18 protein-coding genes and 1 pseudogene are annotated in these 19,178 nt (G+C 57.8%); 12 read left to right on the top strand and 7 right to left on the bottom strand.

The window, feature by feature from the left end:
* The first annotated feature begins 82 nt into the window (after positions 1 to 82).
* From guaB to AC0V6O_RS08250, 4 genes are read left to right on the top strand one after another with little or no spacing between them, the layout of a single operon-like run.
* On the top strand, positions 83 to 1,537 hold the full coding sequence (gene guaB / locus AC0V6O_RS08265) for an IMP dehydrogenase (RefSeq protein WP_486143120.1): 1,455 nt from the start codon (positions 83 to 85) through the stop codon (positions 1,535 to 1,537).
* Between the two features lie 6 nt (positions 1,538 to 1,543).
* Positions 1,544 to 1,804 (top strand): hypothetical protein, encoded by a 261-nt coding sequence (locus AC0V6O_RS08260; RefSeq protein WP_486143118.1) that lies wholly within the window; start codon positions 1,544 to 1,546, stop codon positions 1,802 to 1,804.
* Positions 1,801 to 2,982: an RsmB/NOP family class I SAM-dependent RNA methyltransferase gene (locus AC0V6O_RS08255; protein WP_486143116.1), complete on the top strand. Its 1,182-nt coding sequence runs from the start codon at positions 1,801 to 1,803 to the stop codon at positions 2,980 to 2,982. The genes AC0V6O_RS08260 and AC0V6O_RS08255 overlap by 4 nt, the downstream gene beginning before the upstream one ends.
* Before the next feature lie 58 nt (positions 2,983 to 3,040).
* Positions 3,041 to 3,541 (top strand): tetratricopeptide repeat protein, encoded by a 501-nt coding sequence (locus tag AC0V6O_RS08250; protein WP_472638802.1) that lies wholly within the window; start codon positions 3,041 to 3,043, stop codon positions 3,539 to 3,541.
* Positions 3,542 to 3,552: 11 nt separating this feature from the next.
* Here the strand turns inward: AC0V6O_RS08250 and AC0V6O_RS08245 are convergent, their stop codons facing one another.
* Positions 3,553 to 4,038: an RNA pyrophosphohydrolase gene (locus tag AC0V6O_RS08245; protein ID WP_486143113.1), complete on the bottom strand. Its 486-nt coding sequence runs from the start codon at positions 4,036 to 4,038 to the stop codon at positions 3,553 to 3,555.
* A complete protein-coding gene (locus AC0V6O_RS08240; RefSeq protein ID WP_486143111.1) occupies positions 4,035 to 4,988 on the bottom strand; it encodes an alpha/beta hydrolase in 954 nt (317 codons plus the stop codon). Before AC0V6O_RS08240 ends, AC0V6O_RS08245 begins: the two co-directional genes overlap by 4 nt.
* 99 nt (positions 4,989 to 5,087) lie before the next feature.
* On the opposite strand from AC0V6O_RS08240, the gene AC0V6O_RS08235 reads away from it, so the two are divergent.
* The 3 genes from AC0V6O_RS08235 to AC0V6O_RS08225 all read left to right on the top strand — a co-directional run bounded on the left by AC0V6O_RS08235 (position 5,088) and on the right by AC0V6O_RS08225 (position 8,827).
* A complete protein-coding gene (locus AC0V6O_RS08235; RefSeq protein WP_486143109.1) occupies positions 5,088 to 6,053 on the top strand; it encodes a metal-dependent hydrolase in 966 nt (321 codons plus the stop codon).
* Between the two features lie 99 nt (positions 6,054 to 6,152).
* Positions 6,153 to 7,544, top strand: coding sequence for a cryptochrome/photolyase family protein (locus AC0V6O_RS08230; RefSeq protein WP_486143107.1), 1,392 nt, complete (start codon positions 6,153 to 6,155; stop codon positions 7,542 to 7,544).
* An 89-nt stretch (positions 7,545 to 7,633) separates the two neighbouring features.
* The gene (locus AC0V6O_RS08225; RefSeq protein ID WP_486143105.1) at positions 7,634 to 8,827 is read left to right on the top strand and encodes a serine hydrolase domain-containing protein; all 1,194 of its coding nucleotides are present in this window, start codon (positions 7,634 to 7,636) and stop codon (positions 8,825 to 8,827) included.
* Positions 8,828 to 8,844: 17 nt separating this feature from the next.
* On the opposite strand, the gene AC0V6O_RS08220 is transcribed toward AC0V6O_RS08225, so the two are convergent.
* The 3 genes and pseudogenes from AC0V6O_RS08220 to purF form a co-directional block, all read right to left on the bottom strand.
* Positions 8,845 to 9,186, bottom strand: coding sequence for a PilZ domain-containing protein (locus AC0V6O_RS08220; protein ID WP_486143103.1), 342 nt, complete (start codon positions 9,184 to 9,186; stop codon positions 8,845 to 8,847).
* Between the two features lie 219 nt (positions 9,187 to 9,405).
* Positions 9,406 to 10,119, bottom strand: coding sequence for an SDR family NAD(P)-dependent oxidoreductase (locus tag AC0V6O_RS08215; protein WP_486143101.1), 714 nt, complete (start codon positions 10,117 to 10,119; stop codon positions 9,406 to 9,408).
* A gap of 5 nt (positions 10,120 to 10,124) precedes the next feature.
* Positions 10,125 to 11,598: pseudogene (gene purF / locus AC0V6O_RS08210) on the bottom strand (amidophosphoribosyltransferase).
* A 190-nt stretch (positions 11,599 to 11,788) separates the two neighbouring features.
* Here purF and AC0V6O_RS08205 point away from each other — a divergent pair.
* The 4 genes from AC0V6O_RS08205 to AC0V6O_RS08190 all read left to right on the top strand — a co-directional run bounded on the left by AC0V6O_RS08205 (position 11,789) and on the right by AC0V6O_RS08190 (position 14,833).
* Positions 11,789 to 13,030 (top strand): lipoprotein-releasing ABC transporter permease subunit, encoded by a 1,242-nt coding sequence (locus AC0V6O_RS08205; RefSeq protein WP_486145556.1) that lies wholly within the window; start codon positions 11,789 to 11,791, stop codon positions 13,028 to 13,030.
* Positions 13,023 to 13,709 (top strand): ABC transporter ATP-binding protein, encoded by a 687-nt coding sequence (locus AC0V6O_RS08200; RefSeq protein WP_486143099.1) that lies wholly within the window; start codon positions 13,023 to 13,025, stop codon positions 13,707 to 13,709. The genes AC0V6O_RS08205 and AC0V6O_RS08200 overlap by 8 nt, the downstream gene beginning before the upstream one ends.
* A 96-nt stretch (positions 13,710 to 13,805) precedes the next feature.
* Complete coding sequence (locus tag AC0V6O_RS08195) at positions 13,806 to 14,357, top strand: hypothetical protein (protein WP_486143097.1); 552 nt, start codon at positions 13,806 to 13,808, stop codon at positions 14,355 to 14,357.
* Positions 14,354 to 14,833, top strand: coding sequence for a glutathione peroxidase (locus AC0V6O_RS08190; protein WP_486143095.1), 480 nt, complete (start codon positions 14,354 to 14,356; stop codon positions 14,831 to 14,833). The genes AC0V6O_RS08195 and AC0V6O_RS08190 overlap by 4 nt, the downstream gene beginning before the upstream one ends.
* Positions 14,834 to 14,838: 5 nt before the next feature.
* On the opposite strand, the gene AC0V6O_RS08185 is transcribed toward AC0V6O_RS08190, so the two are convergent.
* Complete coding sequence (locus tag AC0V6O_RS08185) at positions 14,839 to 15,129, bottom strand: DUF6958 family protein (protein ID WP_486143093.1); 291 nt, start codon at positions 15,127 to 15,129, stop codon at positions 14,839 to 14,841.
* Positions 15,130 to 15,229: 100 nt separating this feature from the next.
* On the opposite strand from AC0V6O_RS08185, the gene dnaE reads away from it, so the two are divergent.
* Positions 15,230 to 18,829, top strand: coding sequence for a DNA polymerase III subunit alpha (dnaE, locus tag AC0V6O_RS08180; RefSeq protein WP_486143091.1), 3,600 nt, complete (start codon positions 15,230 to 15,232; stop codon positions 18,827 to 18,829).
* Here dnaE and AC0V6O_RS08175 read toward each other — a convergent pair.
* Positions 18,812 to 19,177, bottom strand: a complete 366-nt coding sequence (locus AC0V6O_RS08175; protein WP_486143089.1) for a hypothetical protein — start codon at positions 19,175 to 19,177, stop codon at positions 18,812 to 18,814. The genes dnaE and AC0V6O_RS08175 overlap by 18 nt on opposite strands.
* Position 19,178 lies beyond the last annotated feature (1 nt).

Below are 19,178 nucleotides of genomic sequence, written 5' to 3'. Positions count from 1 at the left end.
CCTGCACACCCTAGCGGATCGGGCGAAGTGCGGTTACATGGGCTGCCACATCAATCATGCTCTGACTTAGAAAGTGGCACTTATGGACATCCCACTTGGCCTTACATTCGACGACGTATTGCTACGTCCGGCCGAAAGCGATGTGCTGCCCTCGATGGCGAACACGCAAACCCAATTGACGCGCGGTATTGCGCTCAACATTCCCATCCTGTCCGCCGCAATGGACACCGTGACCGAGGCGGATATGGCGATTGCCATGGCGCAAATGGGCGGGATCGGTGTGCTGCACCGCAATCTGGAATTGCCCGATCAATGCGCCGCCGTTCGCGCGGTCAAACGCTATGAAAGCGGCATGGTCGTCAATCCGATCACTATCGGCCCGGATGCGACTCTTGGCGATGCGCAGGCCCTGATGGATGCGAACAAGATCAGCGGTATTCCGGTGACCGATACGGCGGGCAAGCTGGTTGGCATCGTTACCAATCGCGATGTGCGCTTTGCGGAAAACCCCGCTCAGCCTGTGCGCGAGCTGATGACGACAGAAAATTTGGCTACCGTCCCGCTTGGCACTGGCCAGGAAGACGCGCGCCGCCTGCTCCATGCGCGCCGCATCGAAAAACTGTTGGTGGTCGATGATGACTATCGATGCATTGGCCTGATCACGGTCAAAGATATTGAAAAAGCCGTCAATTACCCGGATGCAACCAAGGATGAGGCCGGGCGCCTGCGTGTGGCGGCGGCAAGTACAGTTGGCGATAAAGGGTTTGAACGCACCGAGGCACTGATTGAAGCTGAGGTCGATGTGGTGATCATTGACACGGCACATGGGCATAACAAGGACGTGGCCCGCGCGGTTGAACGCGCCAAGGCGTTGTCTAGTACGGTTCAAGTCGTGGCTGGGAATGTCGCCACAGCTGAGGCGACTCGCGCGCTGATCGATGCGGGCGCGGATGCGGTGAAGGTCGGCATTGGGCCGGGATCAATCTGCACCACGCGCGTTGTCGCCGGGGTTGGCGTTCCTCAGCTTTCCGCGATCATGGACAGCGCGGCAGAAGCGGCGAAATCCGGCGTACCCGTGATTGCTGATGGCGGCCTGCGGACCAGCGGCGATGCGGCCAAAGCGCTGGCGGCGGGCGCGTCCACAGTCATGGTTGGCTCTATGCTGGCTGGCACGGCGGAAAGCCCCGGCGAGGTGTTCCTTTACCAGGGCCGCAGCTACAAATCATACCGCGGTATGGGCTCTGTCGGCGCGATGGCGCGCGGCAGTGCAGATCGTTACTTCCAGCAAGACGTCTCAGCGATGAAGCTGGTGCCAGAGGGGATCGAAGGCCAAGTTCCGTTCAAAGGCCCTGCGGCGGATGTGGTCCACCAATTGGTTGGCGGCATCAAAGCCGCCATGGGCTACACTGGTTCTGCCACCATTCCTGACCTGCGTGAGCGCGGCAAGTTCGTCCGCATTACCAACGCCGGCCTTTCTGAAAGCCACGTTCACGATGTGGCGATTACTCGCGAAGCCCCCAATTATCCAACGCGTTAGGATCATATGATGGAATTGTTTGTGCCGGTTATGCTGTTCTTTGTTGGATGGCATCCAAATCAACCGGGTGAGACGGATATCCAGCGCCTAGAATTCCTGTTCGCCTCAGCGGCGGAATGCGAAGAAGCTGGTGCCAAAATGGCGAAGGAAATGACGCAGGCGGCGAACGGCAAAAGCGGCGTACGCTACGAGCATCGCTGCATGAGTGCGCCAGCCCTAACGGAATATGAATCCGTCTGGCAGAACCACTTAAAGTCAACGAAATGAGGCCCGCAGCGCGCGTTCAAGCAGCCATTGAACTGCTTGATACGATCATCGATTGCGCCCGGCGTAAGGCCGCCCCGGCAGACCGTTTAATCTCGGAATATTTCAAGGCGCGGCGCTATGCTGGATCGAAAGATCGGCGCGCCATTCGCGAGCTGGTTTACCGAGCAATACGGCTGTGCGGGCCGGTGCCCAAGAATGGGCGAGCGGCGATGCTTGCTTTGGGCCAGGAAGAACCCGCGATCCTCGAATTGTTTGATAGTTCCGATCATGGACCTGCAAAGATCCGAGATGGCGAAAAATTCGCCAAGGTCGGTGTCGCGCCGGGATGGCTAATCGAATTGCTCTCACAAAGCGGGATTACCGGCGATGCCGCCGAAGCCTTGCTCGGCCGCGCACCGCTCGACATTCGGGTGAACTCGCTGAAGGCTGATCGTGTGACGATTGAACTCCCTGAACCGAGCGAGAAGTTGGCTTCAGAACAAGGCCTTCGTTTTCCCTTCGGCACTCAGGTGGAGCAATGGCAGGCGTACCGCGATGGCCAGATCGAGGTGCAAGACCACGGCAGCCAGCTGGTGTGCGAAGCATTGACGGCGAAACCCGGTGACACGGTAATTGATCTGTGCGCAGGGGCCGGGGGCAAGACGCTGGCTCTGGCGGCAAAGCTGGGCAATGCAGCCTCTCTTATCGCGTCGGACACCGACAAGCGCAGGCTCGGCAATCTGGCCCCGCGCGCGGCCCGCACAGGCGCAGAGGTAGACCACATCGTCTTGCTAGATCCGGGCAAGGAAATGGAGGCCTTAGCCCAGTGGGCTGCAAAGACGGATCACGTACTGGTTGACGCGCCTTGCTCTGGCAGCGGGACCTGGCGGCGCAATCCGGAAAGCAGATGGCGCTTGGACGAGGCCGAGCTTACCCGGCTGAATGAGTTGCAGGATCATGTGCTCGACGTGGGGGCGCAGTTGGTTCGTCCAGGCGGTTCAATGGTATTCGTCACCTGCTCGCTCTTGGATGCAGAGGGCCCGCACCGGATCAAGGCCTTTCTAGAACGGCATGAGGGATGGACAGCGAAGGCACCAGACTTGGCGCTGGGTACGCCGCGCGGCGAGGGTTGGCGGCTTGATCCGTTCCAGCACGGCACGGACGGATTTTTTGTCGCAAATCTGGAATTTGCGTGTTAGCTCATGCGCTATGGCTGAGCCTCAAACTTCCAGCTTAGCTTCCCTTAAGGAGACGCTCATGCGCTTTGCGCCCGCCGCCGCTGCCCTATCGCTCGTACTCACCATCTCGGCGAGCGTCACCAGCGCGCAGGATTATAAACCTGATGCGCGCGCTGCCGCGCTTGTGGCGCAGGGCCAGGCATCGCTTAAGGCTGAAGATCCGCAGGCCGCGATTGATGCCTTTGAGGCCGCATTGGCGGTTGATCCGGGCTATGTCGGCGTGTTTCTAGAGCTGGCAAGTGTGGCCCGGTTTGAAGGGCTGCAAGGCAAGGCGATCCGTTATTACCGCGAAGCTTTGGTGCGTGATCCCGGCAATTTTGCGGCCATGTCGGGCGAGGGTGAGGCTCTGGTAGAGAAGGGCGCGCTGGAGAAGGCGAAGCTTAACCTTGCGCAACTGCGCAGCCTGTGCGGGGCGAACTGCCCAGAGACGTTGGCTTTGCAAAGCAGCATCGCGACCGGCGCTCAGGCGCGGCTTGCGGCAGAAACCGCGGCTGCTGAGGGCGGCGTCGCCCAAAACTGAGGCTCACTGCGCTAAATCAGCGGCGCAAACTCTTCCACCAATGCCGCGTAAACATCGCGTTTGAAGGACACGATCAGCTCCGGCAGTTGTGCAGGCTCGATCCATTTGTAGGATTCGAATTCCGCCGGTTCGTGCGCGTTTAGGTTGATGTCCGCCTCAGTCCCCAAAAACCGGCCGAGGAACCAATGCTGTTCCTGCCCGCGATATTTGCCCTTCCACACCTTGCCCAGCAATTCGGGCGGCAAATCATAGAGATGCGTGGTGGCCGAGCGTTTGATCACTTCGACCAAATGCGCGCCAATGCCGGTTTCCTCCTCCAGCTCGCGCAGAGCGGCCTGTTCCTCATCCTCGCCCTTGTCGATCCCGCCTTGCGGCATCTGCCAGGTGCCAAGCGTCTTAGGATCGCGGTTGGCATCAATGCGCTGCCCAACAAAGACTTGACCATCGGCGTTGACCAGCATGAAACCAGCGCAGGGACGATAGGGCAGATTGCTCATGGAGTGGCTCCTGCAAGCATGTGTTTCATAGCGGCAATGATGCGTTCCAGATCGGCCTGAGCGCTGGGCACTGCGCCGCGCAGATTGGTGAAGGAATGTGTTACGCCTTTCACCTCGATCAGCATGTGGTCTGCGCCTGCCTGAGAGAGCGCCGCGCCATAATCCCGGCCGGAATCGCGGATTGGATCAAGGCTGGCGGTGACAAGTACGGTTGGCGGAGCTGCGCTGTGGTCGCCTAGAACCGGGAAGGCGCGCGGGTCACCGCGATTGGGCTGATATTGCGCATCGAAGAATTCAATAGCCGCCTTGGTGAGTACATAGCCGTCTGAAAATTCATTAAGGCTGGCTGATCCCATGGCATCGCTGGCAAGTGGGAAGATCGGCACTTGCAAGGCAACCGGAATATTGGCGGGGTTTGCCGCCAATTGCTGCCCCATGACAATCGCGGTGTTGCCGCCGGCGCTGTCACCAATTGTGATGATGCCATTGGCTGGGCGGCCTAGTTCTGATGGCCCCGATGCGACCCAACGCGTCGCCGCCTCGCAATCCTCAATCGCGGCGGGGAAGGGGGCCTCTGGCGCGAGACGATAATCCACCGCCACCACCGGCAAATCCATTAGATATGCGATTTCGGTGCAAAGGTTTTGGTGCGTGTCGAGATCGCCGATCACATAGCCGCCGCCGTGATAGAACATGATCACTGGGCCAGCTTCTCGCGTCTTACGTGTATCATACAGGCGCAGGCCTATCTCGCCCGCTGGGCCGGGACAGTTGAGGTCACGGATCACCGCCAGGTCACGCGCAGGCCTATCCGCCATGGTGTGCAGCGCGCCATAGCCTGCACGCGCTTCCTCCAGCGTCATATCGGCGATGGCTGGGCCGTTTGCGGCCGCCAATGCATCCAAGAATGCCTTCATATCGGCACGGATAAAGGGTGCTGTTGCGCTCATAGTGATACCTCGTTCCAAACTTTGTTTGATCCTGCGTTAGTCTCCTCTACGCGGCTTTTCCACTTGGATTAAAGGACTTGCGGAGATACGCCCTAGCACATGGACAATCTCACACATAGCCTGGTCGGCGCTTTGCTGGGTCAGGCGGGGCTTAAGAAGAAAACCGGTTTGGCAATGCCAGCGCTGATCATTGGGGCGAATTTGCCCGATGTTGATGCGGCGTGTTTCTTCTGGCTGGATGGGCAGGAGCACCTCGGATTTCGGCGCGGGATCACGCATGGGCCGCCGGCATTGGTGCTGCTACCGCTGATATTGGCGGGATTGCTGTGGGGCTTTGACCGGTGGCAGGCAAAACGTGGCAAACGGCCTGAGGGTAGACGCCCGGTCAGTTTCAAATGGCTTTTCCTGCTCAGTTTTATCGGATGTCTGACGCATCCCGCTCTGGATTGGCTGAATGTCTATGGCATTCGTCTGCTTGAGCCGTTCTCCTCGCAATGGTTCTACGGCGATACTTTGTTCATCATCGATGTGTGGCTGTGGGCGCTGATGGGCTTTGCCACGTGGTTTTCATTACGGCGCGAGAAGAAGGGCGGTGATTGGATCAAGCCCGCGCGCGTCGCGATAGCGGTGGCGCTGGCGTATATTGGGCTGAATGGGGCGATAACTCGTGCTGACTACTGGCTGGAGGAAGATTGGCGTAGTCAACCGTATCCAACTGCACACATCAGCGCACCGGTCCCTGTCGCTTTTTGGTCAAGAGAACGGATTCTGAGACTTTACACGGACGAATGGGTCTCAGACAGTTGGACAGGTGAGGAATATGGATTTGGAGATGGTTCCTACAGGTCGGACAATCCGCAGTGCATTTTGCCTGACTTAACAGACGAACGGACAGAAAATTCGGAGCTTGAAGCCTTCATCTTTTGGTCACGCGCACCTTTCGCTGAGCGGGCCGAAGATGGTTCTGTGCTCCTGCGTGACGCGCGTTTCTATGACCCGCTGTCTCGCGATCGGTTCACTGTTGCATTGCCTAATGTGCAATGTGTGGAACTTCCAAGTGACTAGTCTCGTTGCCACCGAGAGAACCGTTCGTCCTGAGCCTGTCGAACCACGTGCATCAGGAACCACGTCCTTCGACAGGCTCAGGACGAACGGAGCATTTGAGTGACCAAACCACAAATCGTCTGGCTGAGGCGCGATCTGCGTATGGCGGACAATCCCGCTCTGTACGCGGCGGCGCAGCAAGGTCCCGTCATCGCGTTCTATGTGCTTGATGATGAATGCGCGAAGGGCCACGCCTATGGCGGGGCATCACGCTGGTGGTTGCACCATTCGTTGGAGAGTCTGTCAAAGTCGCTTGGCCAGCATAATGCGCGGCTCATCCTGAGGCGCGGCGATGCGGTGGAGGAGTTGACCAAGCTTGCGCACGAAACCAGCGCTGAGGCCATCCATGCCAATCGCCATTACGAGCCGTGGTGGCGCAAGGCGCAGGGCGCTCTGGCGGAGAAGCTCGACCTAAAGCTGTATGATGGCAACTATCTGACGCCGCCCGGCTCGGTCACGACCGGCTCTGGCACGCAGTACAAAATCTACACCCCGTTTTCCAAAGCGAGCCTGGCGCAGTTCCCGCCGCGCGATGTTCTGCCAGATCCAGATACACTGTCTTCGCCCGACAAATGGCCCGCCAGTGATGCGTTGGAGGATTGGCAGTTACTACCCAGCAAGCCCGATTGGGCGGGCGGTATGCGCGCATTCTGGGAAGTGGGCGAGGCGACCGCGCATGAACGGCTCGCCTGGTGGGAGAATCACGTCGAGGACTACGATGAGGCTCGCAATCTTCCCTCGGTTGAGAAAACATCGCAGCTATCCCCGCATTTGCACTTTGGCGAGATATCTCCGGTGCAGATTTGGCATGCGCTGAAGCATAGCTGCTCCGACGGATGGCGGACCTATGAGAAGGAGCTGATCTGGCGCGATTATGCGCAAAACGCGATCGCTCAGTTTCCCGCCTATGCTAGCACAAATTACCGCGAGGATTATGACAAGCTAAATTGGCGCGACCCGCATTCCGACAAGGCCGCCGCGTGCGATTTGAAGGCCTGGCAGGAGGGCAAGACAGGCTATCCCATCGTCGATGCAGGTATGCGGCAATTGTATCAGACCGGGTGGATGCACAACCGCGTGCGGATGATCACGGCAAGCTTCCTGATCAAGCATCTGCTGATCGATTGGCGCGAGGGCGAAAAGTGGTTCTGGGATACGCTGGTCGATGCTGACTACGCCTCCAACGCGACCAATTGGCAATGGACCGCAGGAACAGGTGTTGATTCCAACATGTTCGTGCGGATTATGGCCCCGCTCAGCCAGTCGGAGAAATTCGATAGCGCGGCCTATATCCGCGAATATGTGCCGGAGCTGGCGGACCTGAGCGAGCCTTACATTCACGATCCCGAAGAGCATGGCTGCCTGCCCAAAGCGTACCCAGCGAAAGTCATCGGTCACAAGGAAGCGCGTGAGCGAGCGCTGTCGGCGTACAAGGCGATGAAGGGCGAATAGCGAAACGCGCAGTGCCATTCGCCCCTTGTCCTTAGCGGTGTCATCCTATTAAGGTTGCCGTTCGAAACCAATTTGAGAGCAGGGCGCAGATGATGATCACCAAGACACTACTCAGCGGGATTGCCGCACTTGCAATTGCAGGATGTTCGGCGAGCTACAGCGGACCTGTGGAAACCACTGCCGCGGCAGAGCCAGTGCAATTGGTCACTCCGCCAGCACGTGATCCATCAGAACTGCAGGTGCTGTTTTGGGATGATGAAACCCGTTCGGCGCGTTTTCGCGAGATGGAAAGCTGGTTTGCGGGTCATGAAGTTCCTGCCTCTGCCAATCCGCGCGAGCTGCCCAATGGAGCGCCGCTGCCACCTGCACTTCAGGCTGAAATTATTGAACTGATGACGCAATCGGGCGCTTCTGGCGTGATGGTCATCAAGAATGGGACAACCCGCTTTGAAAGCTACAGCCTTCGCCTGGGAGCAGAGGACCGCTGGACCAGCTTTTCCGTCGCGAAGAGCTTCACCTCTACCCTGCTCGGTGCAGCAATCGCCGATGGTTTTATCGGCAGCTTGGATGATCCGATCACCCAATACGTGCCGGAATTGGCTGGTTCTTCCTACGACGGCGTAACAGTCAAGCAGCTCGCCACAATGACAAGCGGCGTAGCCTGGAATGAGAATTACACTGATCCGACTAGTGATGTGGCGCAGCTCAATCGTTTCGTTGTCGAGTTTGGGCCGAATGCAATCGTTGAACAAATGAAGCAATTAGGCCGAGCAGCACCAGCGGGCGAGAAATGGAATTACAGCACAGGTGAGACCAACCTGATTGGAATGGTTGTCGAGAACGCTATCGGCCTGCCCCTCGCTGAATATGCGCAAACTAAGATCGTTGAGCCCGCTGGCTTTGAAGGCGGATTGTTTTGGATGACCGATCCACGCGGCGGCAATGTAGGCGGGTGTTGCCTGTCACTGCGCCTGCGCGATTATGCCAGGATGGGGTTGTTCGTCCTAGAAGGAGGGCCTGAAGGTATTGTGCCCGATGGCTGGTTTGCCGCCGCCGGCGCAGCCCAGGTCGATTTCCAAAATGGTGGCTTTGGCTATGGCTACCAATGGTGGACCTATCCCGGCGGTAATTATGGCGCTCAGGGCATCTTTGGCCAATCCATTACAATCGTGCCATCAGAGCAATTGGTGTTGGCAGTGGTCAGCAATTGGCCAACCGCAACCAGCAGCGAATACCGCGTCAAATGGGGCGGCATCGCAGCAAAGATCGCCGCGATTGATTGAGCGTCAAATGCGAAAGATCAGCGGCGGTACGCGCCGGTTTCGCTGTAGCGTTTCAGGATATTGTCATGCACGATCGGGCTAAGCAGTTCATTGAACGCGCAGCCAACGACGCAGTTTTCCCACCATACGACTTCACATTGTAGTGATTCGAGGCCGGGCAGGGTCAACCAGCACAATTGGCCTTCGTGCATGCGATTGATCGACGCGGCTGAAAAACCTGAGATCGACAGATCATGGACAACGGATTGAAACGCACGGCCACCCGATGCCCGCAAAGTTGCCGGTATCGTTAGCTTTGTGCGCGGTGAGCAGCGGTCTTCTTGCGCTGCCAATGTGTAACGGTCGTGTTCGGTCTGCATAGGATGCGTACCCTTATTTCCAATCAGCTTGTGGTCTCTTGCCGGTCGGTCTTGGGGCGCAAATTCGGCCCCTAACGTTAAGGGCGAGTTGTCAAACATGGTTACCAGATATTTACCAGACGAGCGACGCAGCCAGGATGCGCATACGAAATGCGCCGCGCGAGGCGCGCTTATCAAACGAATTGAAATGCTTGTGGCCGCTTGCCTGGGCGCTGCGGCCTAATCGACGCGTTCGCGATGACCGGTCTCAAAGCCTTCAATAAGCAGTGCTGTGATGCGGTCAGCGACCACTGCGGGCTCTTTGACCGTCTCTGGTTTCTCTCCCGGATAGGCGCGTGCACGCATTTCAGTGCGAGTCGCGCCGGGATCGAGGATAGCCACACGGGTATTGCCGAGTTTCTCTACCTCTGCGCCGTAGCTGAGGATCAAATTATCGAAAGCTGCCTTGGTCGAGCCGTAAGCGCCCCAGAACGGGCGAGGGGCCGCGCCAACGCTGCTGGTGAGGCCGATGATGCGGCCCGCCTCGGATTTCTTCAGCAGGTGATCGAACGAGGCGAGCAATGCCTGCGTTGCGACAACATTGGTCACCAGCGCTTTGTTATAAAGCTTGGGATCGATCTGGGTGACTGGTGACAACTCCGGCAAATAGGCCGCTGAAATGATGAGATAGTCTAGCACATCCCAACGCCCGCCAATAGCACCGGCGAGACGAGTGACGGCGTCAGATTCGGTCAAATCAACCGGGGCGATCGTCGAAGTCCCACCGACCGCATGGATCGTGTCTTCGATCGCCTCGAGCGCCTTTACATCGCGCGCGACCAGAATCACATGCGCACCCGCAGAAGCCAATGCTTGCGCTGTGGCCGCGCCAATACCTCGGCTAGCGCCCGTAATAAGCGCGGTTTTACCGCTTAGCGGCTTGTCCTGTGTCATGTGATTTACGCCGCTTTGTGATCGCTAAATGGCAGTTGGGCTGGCTCATGCTCGCCCATATCAAGGTCGGTGAGCGTCGTTGGATAGTCACCGGTGAAACACGCATCGCAGAATTGCGGGCAGGCTTTGTCGCGCCCCTTGGCCCCAACCGCGCGGTACAGTCCGTCAATCGAGATGAACGCAAGGCTGTCTGCCTGAATAAAGTCGCGCATCGGCTCCAGCTCCATCCGGGCTGCGAGCAATTTGGAGCGCTCCGGGGTGTCGACCCCGTAAAAACAGCTGTGTGCCGTCGGCGGGCTGGCTACGCGGAAATGCACTTCGCTCGCCCCGGCTTCGCGCATCATCTCAACAATGCGAAGGCTGGTGGTGCCGCGTACAATCGAGATCGTCGATCAGCACGATCTTTTTGCCCTCGACCAGGCCGCGATTGGCGTTGTGTTTCCGCTTAACGCTCGCATGGCGGGCTGTGTCGGATGGCTGAATGAAAGTTCGCCCAACATAGTGGGAGCGGATAATACCGAGCTCAAACGGCAGACCTGATGCCTGAGCATAGCCGATGGCTGCGGGAACGCCGCTGTCGGGCACCGGGATGACCAGATCGACATCGCAAGGCGATTCTTTGGCGAGTTCGGCACCAATGGCCTTGCGCGCTTCATAGACGCTGTGCCCGGCAAAATAGCTGTCCGGACGGCTGAAATAGACATGCTCAAAGATGCAGGGGCGCGGTTTGTGATCGCCAAATGGGCGGATAGGCTTGATCTCTCCAGAGAAATCGACCTGGATCATCTCGCCCGGTTCAACCTCTCGGATCATCTCTGCGCCGACCACGTCAAAGGCCACGCTTTCGCTGGCGAAAACGACCGCATCGCCCATTTTGCCCATTACGAGCGGGCGAATACCCAGTGGATCACGGCAGGCAATCATACCCTCTGGCGTCATCACGATCAGCGCATAGGCTCCTTCAACCAGACGCAGAGCGTCAATCAAGCGGTCTGCCACTGTGGGATAACGCGAGGTCGCCACCAAATGGATGATCACCTCAGTGTCAGAGGTCGATTGGAAGATCGATCCGCGACCAACCAAATCCTTGCGCAGCGCCTGAGCGTTGGAAATATTGCCGTTATGCGCCACCGCAAAGCCGCCGCTGGCGAGTTCTGCATAGAGCGGCTGAACATTGCGCAGACCCGCACCGCCAGTGGTGGAATAGCGTACGTGACCCGCCGCCATGCCGCCTGGAAGCTCGTCAATCGCCTCTTGCGAGGAGAAATTCTCCGCAACTTGCCCTTGGCCACGGCGTGAGAAGAAGGTCTCGCCATCAAAGCTGGTTATGCCAACGGCTTCTTGTCCGCGGTGTTGTAGGGCGTGAAGACCTAAAGCCGTCGCTGCCGCAGCGTCGGACGAATTGATCGCCCCGAAGATACCGCACTCCTCGCGCAGAGTGTCACCATCTTCATCATGAAAGGGGTGCGTGAAATTCATCGCTGATCCTGCCTAAAGCGCCGCTGCTGGATGCGGGCCTCAATGACGATGTTACAACTCAATTACAAGCGATAAGGCGGGGCGTTCACCGGGGTTTTTCACACAAGCGCGTGGCCGCCATACATTGCGCCGCCGGAAGAGCGCGCTTACAGCCTGCGTTAAGCCGCAATTGATCAGAGCTTTAATCACTTTGTTTCTAACGCCTTTTGAATGGATGATCGCCAAACGCTACCTCTTGCCGGGCAAGGGGGAGGCCTTCATTGCGCTCGTCGCCGGTATATCGGTGGGCGTGGTGATGCTCAGCGTCGCCATGCTGGTTGTCGTAATGAGCGTGATGAACGGGTTTCGCGCCGAATTGCTGGACAAAATCACAGGGCTCAATGGCCATGCGATTGTGCAGGCCTATAATGATGATCTGGGTGATTGGCAGGGCGTGCTGGAGGATGTGCGTGCCACTCCCGGCGTGGTCGATGCATCGCCGCTGATTGAAAAGCCACTGATGGCCTCGCTCAATGGCCGGGTAAACCTGATCTTTGTGCGCGGTAATACGGCCGAGGATATAGAAGGGCTTGCGGACACAGTTGTTCAGGGGAACATTGCCGATTTGGTCCCCGGCGAACGGCGGATCGCGATTGGCTCGCGCCTGGCGCAGAATATCGGTGCGCGCGTCGGTGACAGCCTGACGATCATCAATCCCCAGGGGCGGACGACGCCTTTCGGAACCTCAATCCGACAAGTGGATTACGAGGTCGTCACGATCTTCGAAGCGGGCATTTACGACTATGATGAAACCTTCGTGATCATGCCGATCGTGAATGCTCAACAATTGCTGTTGATGGGCGATAAAATCGGTATGATCGAGGTGACGGTGGAGGACCCAGATAAAGTCGGGTCCATACTGGCTCCGGTTCAGGAAAAACTCGCCGGACGCGCGGTCGTATCGGATTGGCAGACGATCAATTCGGCCCTTTTTGAAGCGTTACAGGTCGAACGTGTTGCGATGTTCTTTGCACTTAGTTTCATGGTTCTCGTGGCAGCCTTTAACATTCTTTCGAGCCTGGTGATGCTGGTCCGCGCGAAAACGCGCGATATTGCGATCATGCGCACGATGGGGGCAACTCGCCGCAGTCTGCTGAAGATATTCGTCACAACCGGCTCCACGGTTGGAGTGATCGGTACCGCCGCCGGCTTAGTGCTTGGTTTCATCATCCTTTATTTCCGTGGGCCGATTGTAACCTTCATCGCATGGTCGACCGGGCAGCAGATATGGGACCCTGAGGTGCGCTTCCTCTCGACTCTGCCATCACGCACAGACCCATGGGAAGTTGCGGGCATTGTCGCCTTGGCACTGATCCTGAGCTTCCTCGCGACGCTTTATCCTGCGCTCAAGGCCTCCAGCACAGACCCGGTACAGGTGCTGCGTTATGAGTAATCTGACTGCAGCACCAATTGCCTCGCTCAAGGGTCTCAAACGCAGCTTCACCCAGGGTGAGCAAACGATAGAGGTTTTGCGCGGCGTTGACCTCGACATTATGCCGGGCGAGATTGTCGCATTGCTTGGTCCTTCTGGCTCGGGCAAATCGACGATGCTGCAAGCGGTTGGCCTGCTTGAGGGAGGGTTTGAGGGTTCAATCGCAATCGCGGGAATCGAGGCAAGCAAATTGCCAACCGACAAACGCACCGCTTTGCGGCGCGATCACCTTGGGTTTGTCTATCAATTCCACCACTTGCTGCCCGATTTTGATGCGCGCGAGAATGTCGTGATGCCGCAAATGATCTCTGGCGAGGAACGCGGAGCCGCTGAAGCACGCGCTGACAGCCTACTGACCTCACTCGGGCTGGAACACCGCCTGACACATAGGCCCAGCCAGCTTTCTGGCGGAGAACAGCAGCGCGTTGCAGTTGCGCGGGCGCTCGCTAACCAACCAACATTGGTGCTGGCTGACGAACCGACCGGAAACTTGGACGAGACCACCTCTGACCGTGTATTGGGGCAGTTCCTTGAGCTGGTGCGCGGCGAAGGCAGTGCGGCTCTGGTCGCGACGCATAATGAACGTTTGGCCGCCCGTATGGACCGGGTGGTGCGCTTGCATGATGGGGTGCTGGAATAGTGACATCTGGCGACGTCAGGCTGGCTTCTGTCGAACCCCGATGTCCCAAGCCAAATCGTCAAGTCACATGATTGTGGAAAGGAACTCGATATGCTGATGAATATTTCGAGCGCTTTGCTGTTGGTTTTGCAGGCGTCTGGCGCTGATGCCATTCAGCAGCCAGCCACACCTGCGGCCCCGCCGCCGAATTGCCAGACAGAAAAGCACGCTGGCTTCGATTTCTGGCTCGGGGAATGGGATGTTTACAGCGCCTCGGACCTTGAAACGAAGGTCGCCAACAGCCGTATTGAACGAAAGCACAATGGCTGCGCGGTGCTTGAAAACTGGATGCCCCTTTCCGGCGCGGGTGGGACAAGCCTGAACCATTACGACACCGCTGCTGGGCAATGGAAACAGAAATGGGTCGGCAGCGCACCGATTGCGGTCGAGTTTACCGGCGGTGTCGCGGATGGCGCGATGGTTCTGGTGGGTAATTGGCCATCGCCGACTGTTCCGCATTTGCTGATCCGCATGACCTTCACGCCGAAGGAAGATGGCAGCGTGCGGCAACACGGGGAAGCTTCACCCGATCACGGACTTACGTGGCAAACCAGCTTTGATCTTCTATATCGGCCGAAACCCAACACCGCTGACCAGGATGAACTATGACTACTATCGCCGATTTTAAGGTGATCACCAATCGCGGAGAGGAATTGGACCTTGCCGATAAGAAGGGGCAGGTGTTGCTGGTGGTCAATACGGCTAGCAAATGTGGCTTTACCCCGCAATATGACGGGCTTGAGGCGGTCTTTCAAAGATACAAAGACCAGGGCTTTGAAGTGCTTGGTTTTCCCTGCAATCAGTTTGGCGCGCAGGAGCCCGGTAATGCCGAGGAAATTCAGGAGTTTTGCAAACTCAACTTTGGAGTCACTTTCGCGCTGATGGAGAAGGTCGATGTCAATGGTTCGGACGCTTCACCGCTGTTCGACTGGATGAAAAAAGAGGCACGCGGGATCATGGGTACGACCGCGATCAAGTGGAACTTCACCAAGTTCCTGATCGATCGTGAGGGTAATGTTGTGAAGCGTTATGGCTCTTCCGATAAACCAGAGGCGATAGCGAAAGACATCGAAAAGCTACTGTAAAGCGCCTATTTCCAGTACCATCGCAGCGGCTTCGTCGACTCGCGCACCACTAGGCCCTTGGCCTCCAGATCAAGCTGGACGGTCTTAGCCCACCACCCGCAGGTCTTGCCTTGAGGGAAGAGTTCGTCACTCAAATGCGGTTTGACTGCCTTTCGGGTTTCGTCCTGGGTCAGGCCTGGCGATGATCGTGGCAGCGCTTGCTCGAAGGCCTGGCGCATATCCTGATATTTCGCCGCATTGACGCGCGATGTGCGCCCAGGAGTGTTGACGTTCTCAATCTCGATTTTGTCGCTCATTTTCACCTCCTGCGCTCGATATTAGCTTGCCCCCAGCTTTTCCCCAAGCGGGCGGCCTTTGTCACTTGAATGCGCGGGCCAGCACCGTAGCGTAGCAAGCATGGCATTTGCTCCGTTCATCCCGCTTCGCGTTCTATCGTCTTACTCAATGTTGGAGGGGGCGATTGATCCAAAAGGGATTGCAAAACTCGCCAAGGAACGCGGCTTTCCCGCAATAGCTATCTGCGACCGCAATGGCCTCTATGGTGCAGTGATGTTCGCCTCCGCCTGCAAGGCTGAGGGTGTGCAGCCGATCATCGGGACATTGCTGGGTGTTGCAAGGCCGAGCAATGATGAGCGTGAACGCACAATTGTGGATTACCTGCCGCTGTTTGCTCAGGACGAGGCGGGCTATGACAATCTGTGCCATCTTGTTTCAAAGGCGCACCTTGATCGCCCGCTGGAGCTGGATCCGCATGTCGGCATAGAAGAGCTCGAAGGTCGCACCGATGGCTTGATCGCCCTGACTGGCGCAGGCGAGGGCGCTCTCACCCGATTGCTAGCGGAAGAGCAGATCGAGGCAGCACATACGCTGTGCGATACTTGGCAGCGCTTGTTCCCGGAACGGCTCTATGTGGAGCTGGCACGCAATGGTGATGACGCGGCGGCGAAGGCGGAGGAGGCTCTTATCGAGCTGGCCTATGCCCGCGACCTGCCGCTGGTTGCGACAAACCCGTCCAACTTTGCCGATCCGCACATGCACAAGGCGCATGATGCGATGCTGTGTATTGCAAATTCGACTTATATCGAGAACGAGGATCGCCCAACCTCCAATGCGCAGGCCTTTGTCAAATCCGCGCCGATGATGGACGAGCTATTCGCCGACATACCAGAGGCGATGACGAACACACTCGTAGTGGCTCAACGCTGCGCCTTTGCCCCGCCGTATCGCGACCCGATCCTGCCCAGCCTCGCTGGCGATTTGGAGGGTGAGGCGAAAATGTTGGCGGAGGAATCGCTCGCAGGGTTGGTGGACCGCTTGAAGCCTTACTACCCGGAAGCCGTCCATGCTGAGCTTGTCGAAGCATTGCATTTCTCTTCGGCAAGATTGCTTAGAGAAGAAGTGCAGTCCTTCGATAAGCTCAGGACGAACGGAATTTGGGAGGATGTGCTCGAGTACAAAGAGCGCCTCGACTACGAGATCGACATAATCGTCAAAATGGGCTTTCCCGGCTACTTCCTGATCGTTGCCGACTTTATCAAATGGGCCAAAGACAATGGCATTCCGGTGGGTCCGGGGCGCGGCTCAGGCGCAGGGTCGATTGTGGCCTGGGCGCTGACCATCACCGATCTTGATCCGATCCAATTGGGTCTGCTGTTTGAACGCTTCCTCAATCCAGAACGCGTATCCATGCCGGACTTCGATATCGACTTCTGCGAAACCCGGCGGGGCGAGGTGATCCGCTATGTTCAGCAGAAATATGGCGATGATCACGTCGCCCAGATCATCACCTTTGGTAAGCTGAAGGCACGCGCGGTCCTGCGCGACTGCGGACGGATTTTGCAGATGAGCTATGGCCAGGTCGACCGCCTCTGCAAGATGGTGCCAAACCATCCGACCGATCCGTGGACATTGCCGCGCGCGCTTAATGGAGCGGCCGATTTCAAGGCGGAGTACACCAATGATAATGAGGTAAAGCGCCTGGTTGATCTGGCGATGCAGTTGGAGGGACTGCCGCGTAATTCCTCCACTCACGCGGCGGGTGTGGTGATTGGTGATCGGCCACTGGCGCAGTTGGTGCCGCTGTACCGTGATCCGCGCTCTGACATGCCGGTGACGCAGTTCGACATGAAACATGTTGAAAGTTCTGGCCTCGTCAAATTCGACTTCCTAGGGCTCAAGACCCTGTCGGTGCTTCGCAAGGCCGTCGACCTGCTGGAGTTGCGCGGGATCGCCATCGATCTTGGCGAGCTGCCGCTTGATGACACGGCGGTCTATGACCTTATGCAAGACGGCAACACAGTCGGTGTGTTCCAACTGGAATCGGAAGGCATGCGGCGCACGCTGAAAGCGGTGAAGCCTAGCAATTTCGGCGACATTATCGCACTCGTCTCGCTCTATCGCCCAGGCCCGATGGATAACATCCCGCTGTTTGGTCAGCGTAAGGCGGGCGAAGTCGCGATTGAATATCCGCATGAGAAACTGGAGGGCATTCTCGCCGAAACTTACGGCATTTTTGTCTATCAAGAACAAGTTATGCAGGCCGCGCAGATCCTGGCCGGATATTCACTCGGAGACGCGGATTTGCTGCGCCGGGCGATGGGCAAGAAGGTCCAGGCCGAGATGGACGCACAGCGCCAGCGCTTCGTTGACGGTTGCAAGACCTGCTCTGACATCGAAGCCAAACAGGCCAACGAATTGTTCGACTTGATCGACAAGTTCGCAGGCTACGGCTTCAACAAATCGCATGCAGCGGCCTATGCGTTGCTCGCCTATCAAACCGCATGGCTGAAGGCGCATTACCCAGAGGAATTCTACGCCGCCTCAATGTGTTTCGATCTGCATCAGTCGGAAAAGCTGTCGATCTTTGTCGATGATGCACGGCGCTATCCCACCGGTGATGAGGGTGGGATCACGGTTCTGCCGCCAGACATCAACCATTCCGAGGCGCGCTTTACAGTCGAGCAGACCGACAATGGGTACGGCGTGCGCTATGCGCTGGCCGGCATCCGTAATGTCGGTGAGAAGGCGATGGATGCGATTGTCGCGGAGCGCCAAGCGAGCGGGCCGTTTGAGAGCCTGCAAGACCTGTTCGACCGCCTGCCTCAGGGCAGCATGAACCGCCGCCAGCTGGAAGGTCTGGTTGGGGCAGGCGCGCTTGATTGCCTGGAGTCCAACCGCGCGGCGATCTTCGCCAATGCAGACATGTTGCTGGCGATTGCGGACGCGGCAGAGCGTGAGCGCTCCAGTGGGCAAGTAGCGCTGTTTGGCGGTGAGAATGCACCGCAAGAGGAACTGCGCCTTAAAGTGACCGAGGAATGGTCTCGCACAGAGCAAATGGCGAAGGAGCGCGAAAATTTCGGATTCTACTTTGCCGCCCATCCGGTTCAGCAATACCGCGAAGTTGCCTCGGCCAATGGCGCGCGAACGTATCAAAGTCTGATGGAGGCTGGTGCTCCACCTGGTGGGCGCGGAACCGCCGTCATCGCAGCGATGGTGGAGGGTATGAACAAGGCCCGGACCAAACGCGGCGGGGAATTTGTGCGCGCGGATTTCTCCGATTCGAGTGGGCAATTTTCGGCCGCCTGCTTTGAAGAAAGCCTAGTGCCAGAATTTGAGAAATGGGCGGCAGAGGGCGCGTGCCTGCTGTTATCCGTTGAGCTAGATTCGCCCAATCCCGGTGAACCACCGCGGCTGACGGTACGCGGTGCGAAGCCTCTCGCCAGCGTGAGCGGACGTACACTGATGATGATGCGCGCCGATGTGACCCGGGCTGAGGCGCTGAGCGAACTTAAACTGTCGCTCACCAAAGGTGAAGAGGCACCCGGAGAGGTTCTTGTGCGGTTGATCCTGGCTGACGGACAGGAGGCGCATATGCGCCTTGGACGCAGCTTCATTCTCGACGGTGATTTGGCCGAGCGGGTCGCCGATATCGAGGGGATTGAGAACGTTGAGCTGCAGCCGCTGCGAGGCCGCGCGAACCTAAAGCTCGTCGCTTAGGTCGTCTTTCGGCGGCCCATTTGCTTCTACAGGTCGCTCAAACACGGCGGTAAAACGTGCTACAATTAGCAGGATCGTTGGCAGCATCATGGTGTTCCAAACGTCTTTCCAATGCGCGTCTGGAATGGGCTGACGTCCAAGACTTTGTGTGGTTTGCGCATCCCACAGTTCGCCGAGCAGAGTGATCGCCAGCACCAGCGCCCACGGCTTTAAGCTCGCCGCTCGCCACCTCAGCAGCAGGCAGGAGCCAAGATAGACGGCAAGCGCCACATAAATGTGCAGCGCATCCTTCGCGAGGTTGGTGTTTTCAACCAGCCATAATTTTAACTGTGTGAACGTCTCTATCACT

The organism is Erythrobacter sp. JB2-19 (assembly GCF_057365005.1).
Note: the sequence above shows the minus strand (reverse complement) of the source record. Positions and strands in the feature narration are given on the sequence as shown.

Excerpts from the sequence above, each read along its gene's own strand:
- AC0V6O_RS08215 (WP_486143101.1), bottom strand. The coding sequence starts at position 10,119 with ATGACACAGGACAAGCCGCTAAGCGGTAAAACCGCGCTTATTACGGGC.
- AC0V6O_RS08260 (WP_486143118.1), top strand. The coding sequence starts at position 1,544 with ATGATGGAATTGTTTGTGCCGGTTATGCTGTTCTTTGTTGGATGGCAT.
- AC0V6O_RS08185 (WP_486143093.1), bottom strand. The coding sequence starts at position 15,129 with ATGAGCGACAAAATCGAGATTGAGAACGTCAACACTCCTGGGCGCACA.
- AC0V6O_RS08235 (WP_486143109.1), top strand. The coding sequence starts at position 5,088 with ATGGACAATCTCACACATAGCCTGGTCGGCGCTTTGCTGGGTCAGGCG.
- AC0V6O_RS08245 (WP_486143113.1), bottom strand. The coding sequence starts at position 4,038 with ATGAGCAATCTGCCCTATCGTCCCTGCGCTGGTTTCATGCTGGTCAAC.
- AC0V6O_RS08250 (WP_472638802.1), top strand. The coding sequence starts at position 3,041 with ATGCGCTTTGCGCCCGCCGCCGCTGCCCTATCGCTCGTACTCACCATC.
- AC0V6O_RS08255 (WP_486143116.1), top strand. The coding sequence starts at position 1,801 with ATGAGGCCCGCAGCGCGCGTTCAAGCAGCCATTGAACTGCTTGATACG.
- AC0V6O_RS08190 (WP_486143095.1), top strand. The coding sequence starts at position 14,354 with ATGACTACTATCGCCGATTTTAAGGTGATCACCAATCGCGGAGAGGAA.
- dnaE (WP_486143091.1), top strand. The coding sequence starts at position 15,230 with ATGGCATTTGCTCCGTTCATCCCGCTTCGCGTTCTATCGTCTTACTCA.
- AC0V6O_RS08220 (WP_486143103.1), bottom strand. The coding sequence starts at position 9,186 with ATGCAGACCGAACACGACCGTTACACATTGGCAGCGCAAGAAGACCGC.
- AC0V6O_RS08195 (WP_486143097.1), top strand. The coding sequence starts at position 13,806 with ATGAATATTTCGAGCGCTTTGCTGTTGGTTTTGCAGGCGTCTGGCGCT.
- AC0V6O_RS08225 (WP_486143105.1), top strand. The coding sequence starts at position 7,634 with ATGATGATCACCAAGACACTACTCAGCGGGATTGCCGCACTTGCAATT.
- guaB (WP_486143120.1), top strand. The coding sequence starts at position 83 with ATGGACATCCCACTTGGCCTTACATTCGACGACGTATTGCTACGTCCG.
- AC0V6O_RS08200 (WP_486143099.1), top strand. The coding sequence starts at position 13,023 with ATGAGTAATCTGACTGCAGCACCAATTGCCTCGCTCAAGGGTCTCAAA.
- AC0V6O_RS08240 (WP_486143111.1), bottom strand. The coding sequence starts at position 4,988 with ATGAGCGCAACAGCACCCTTTATCCGTGCCGATATGAAGGCATTCTTG.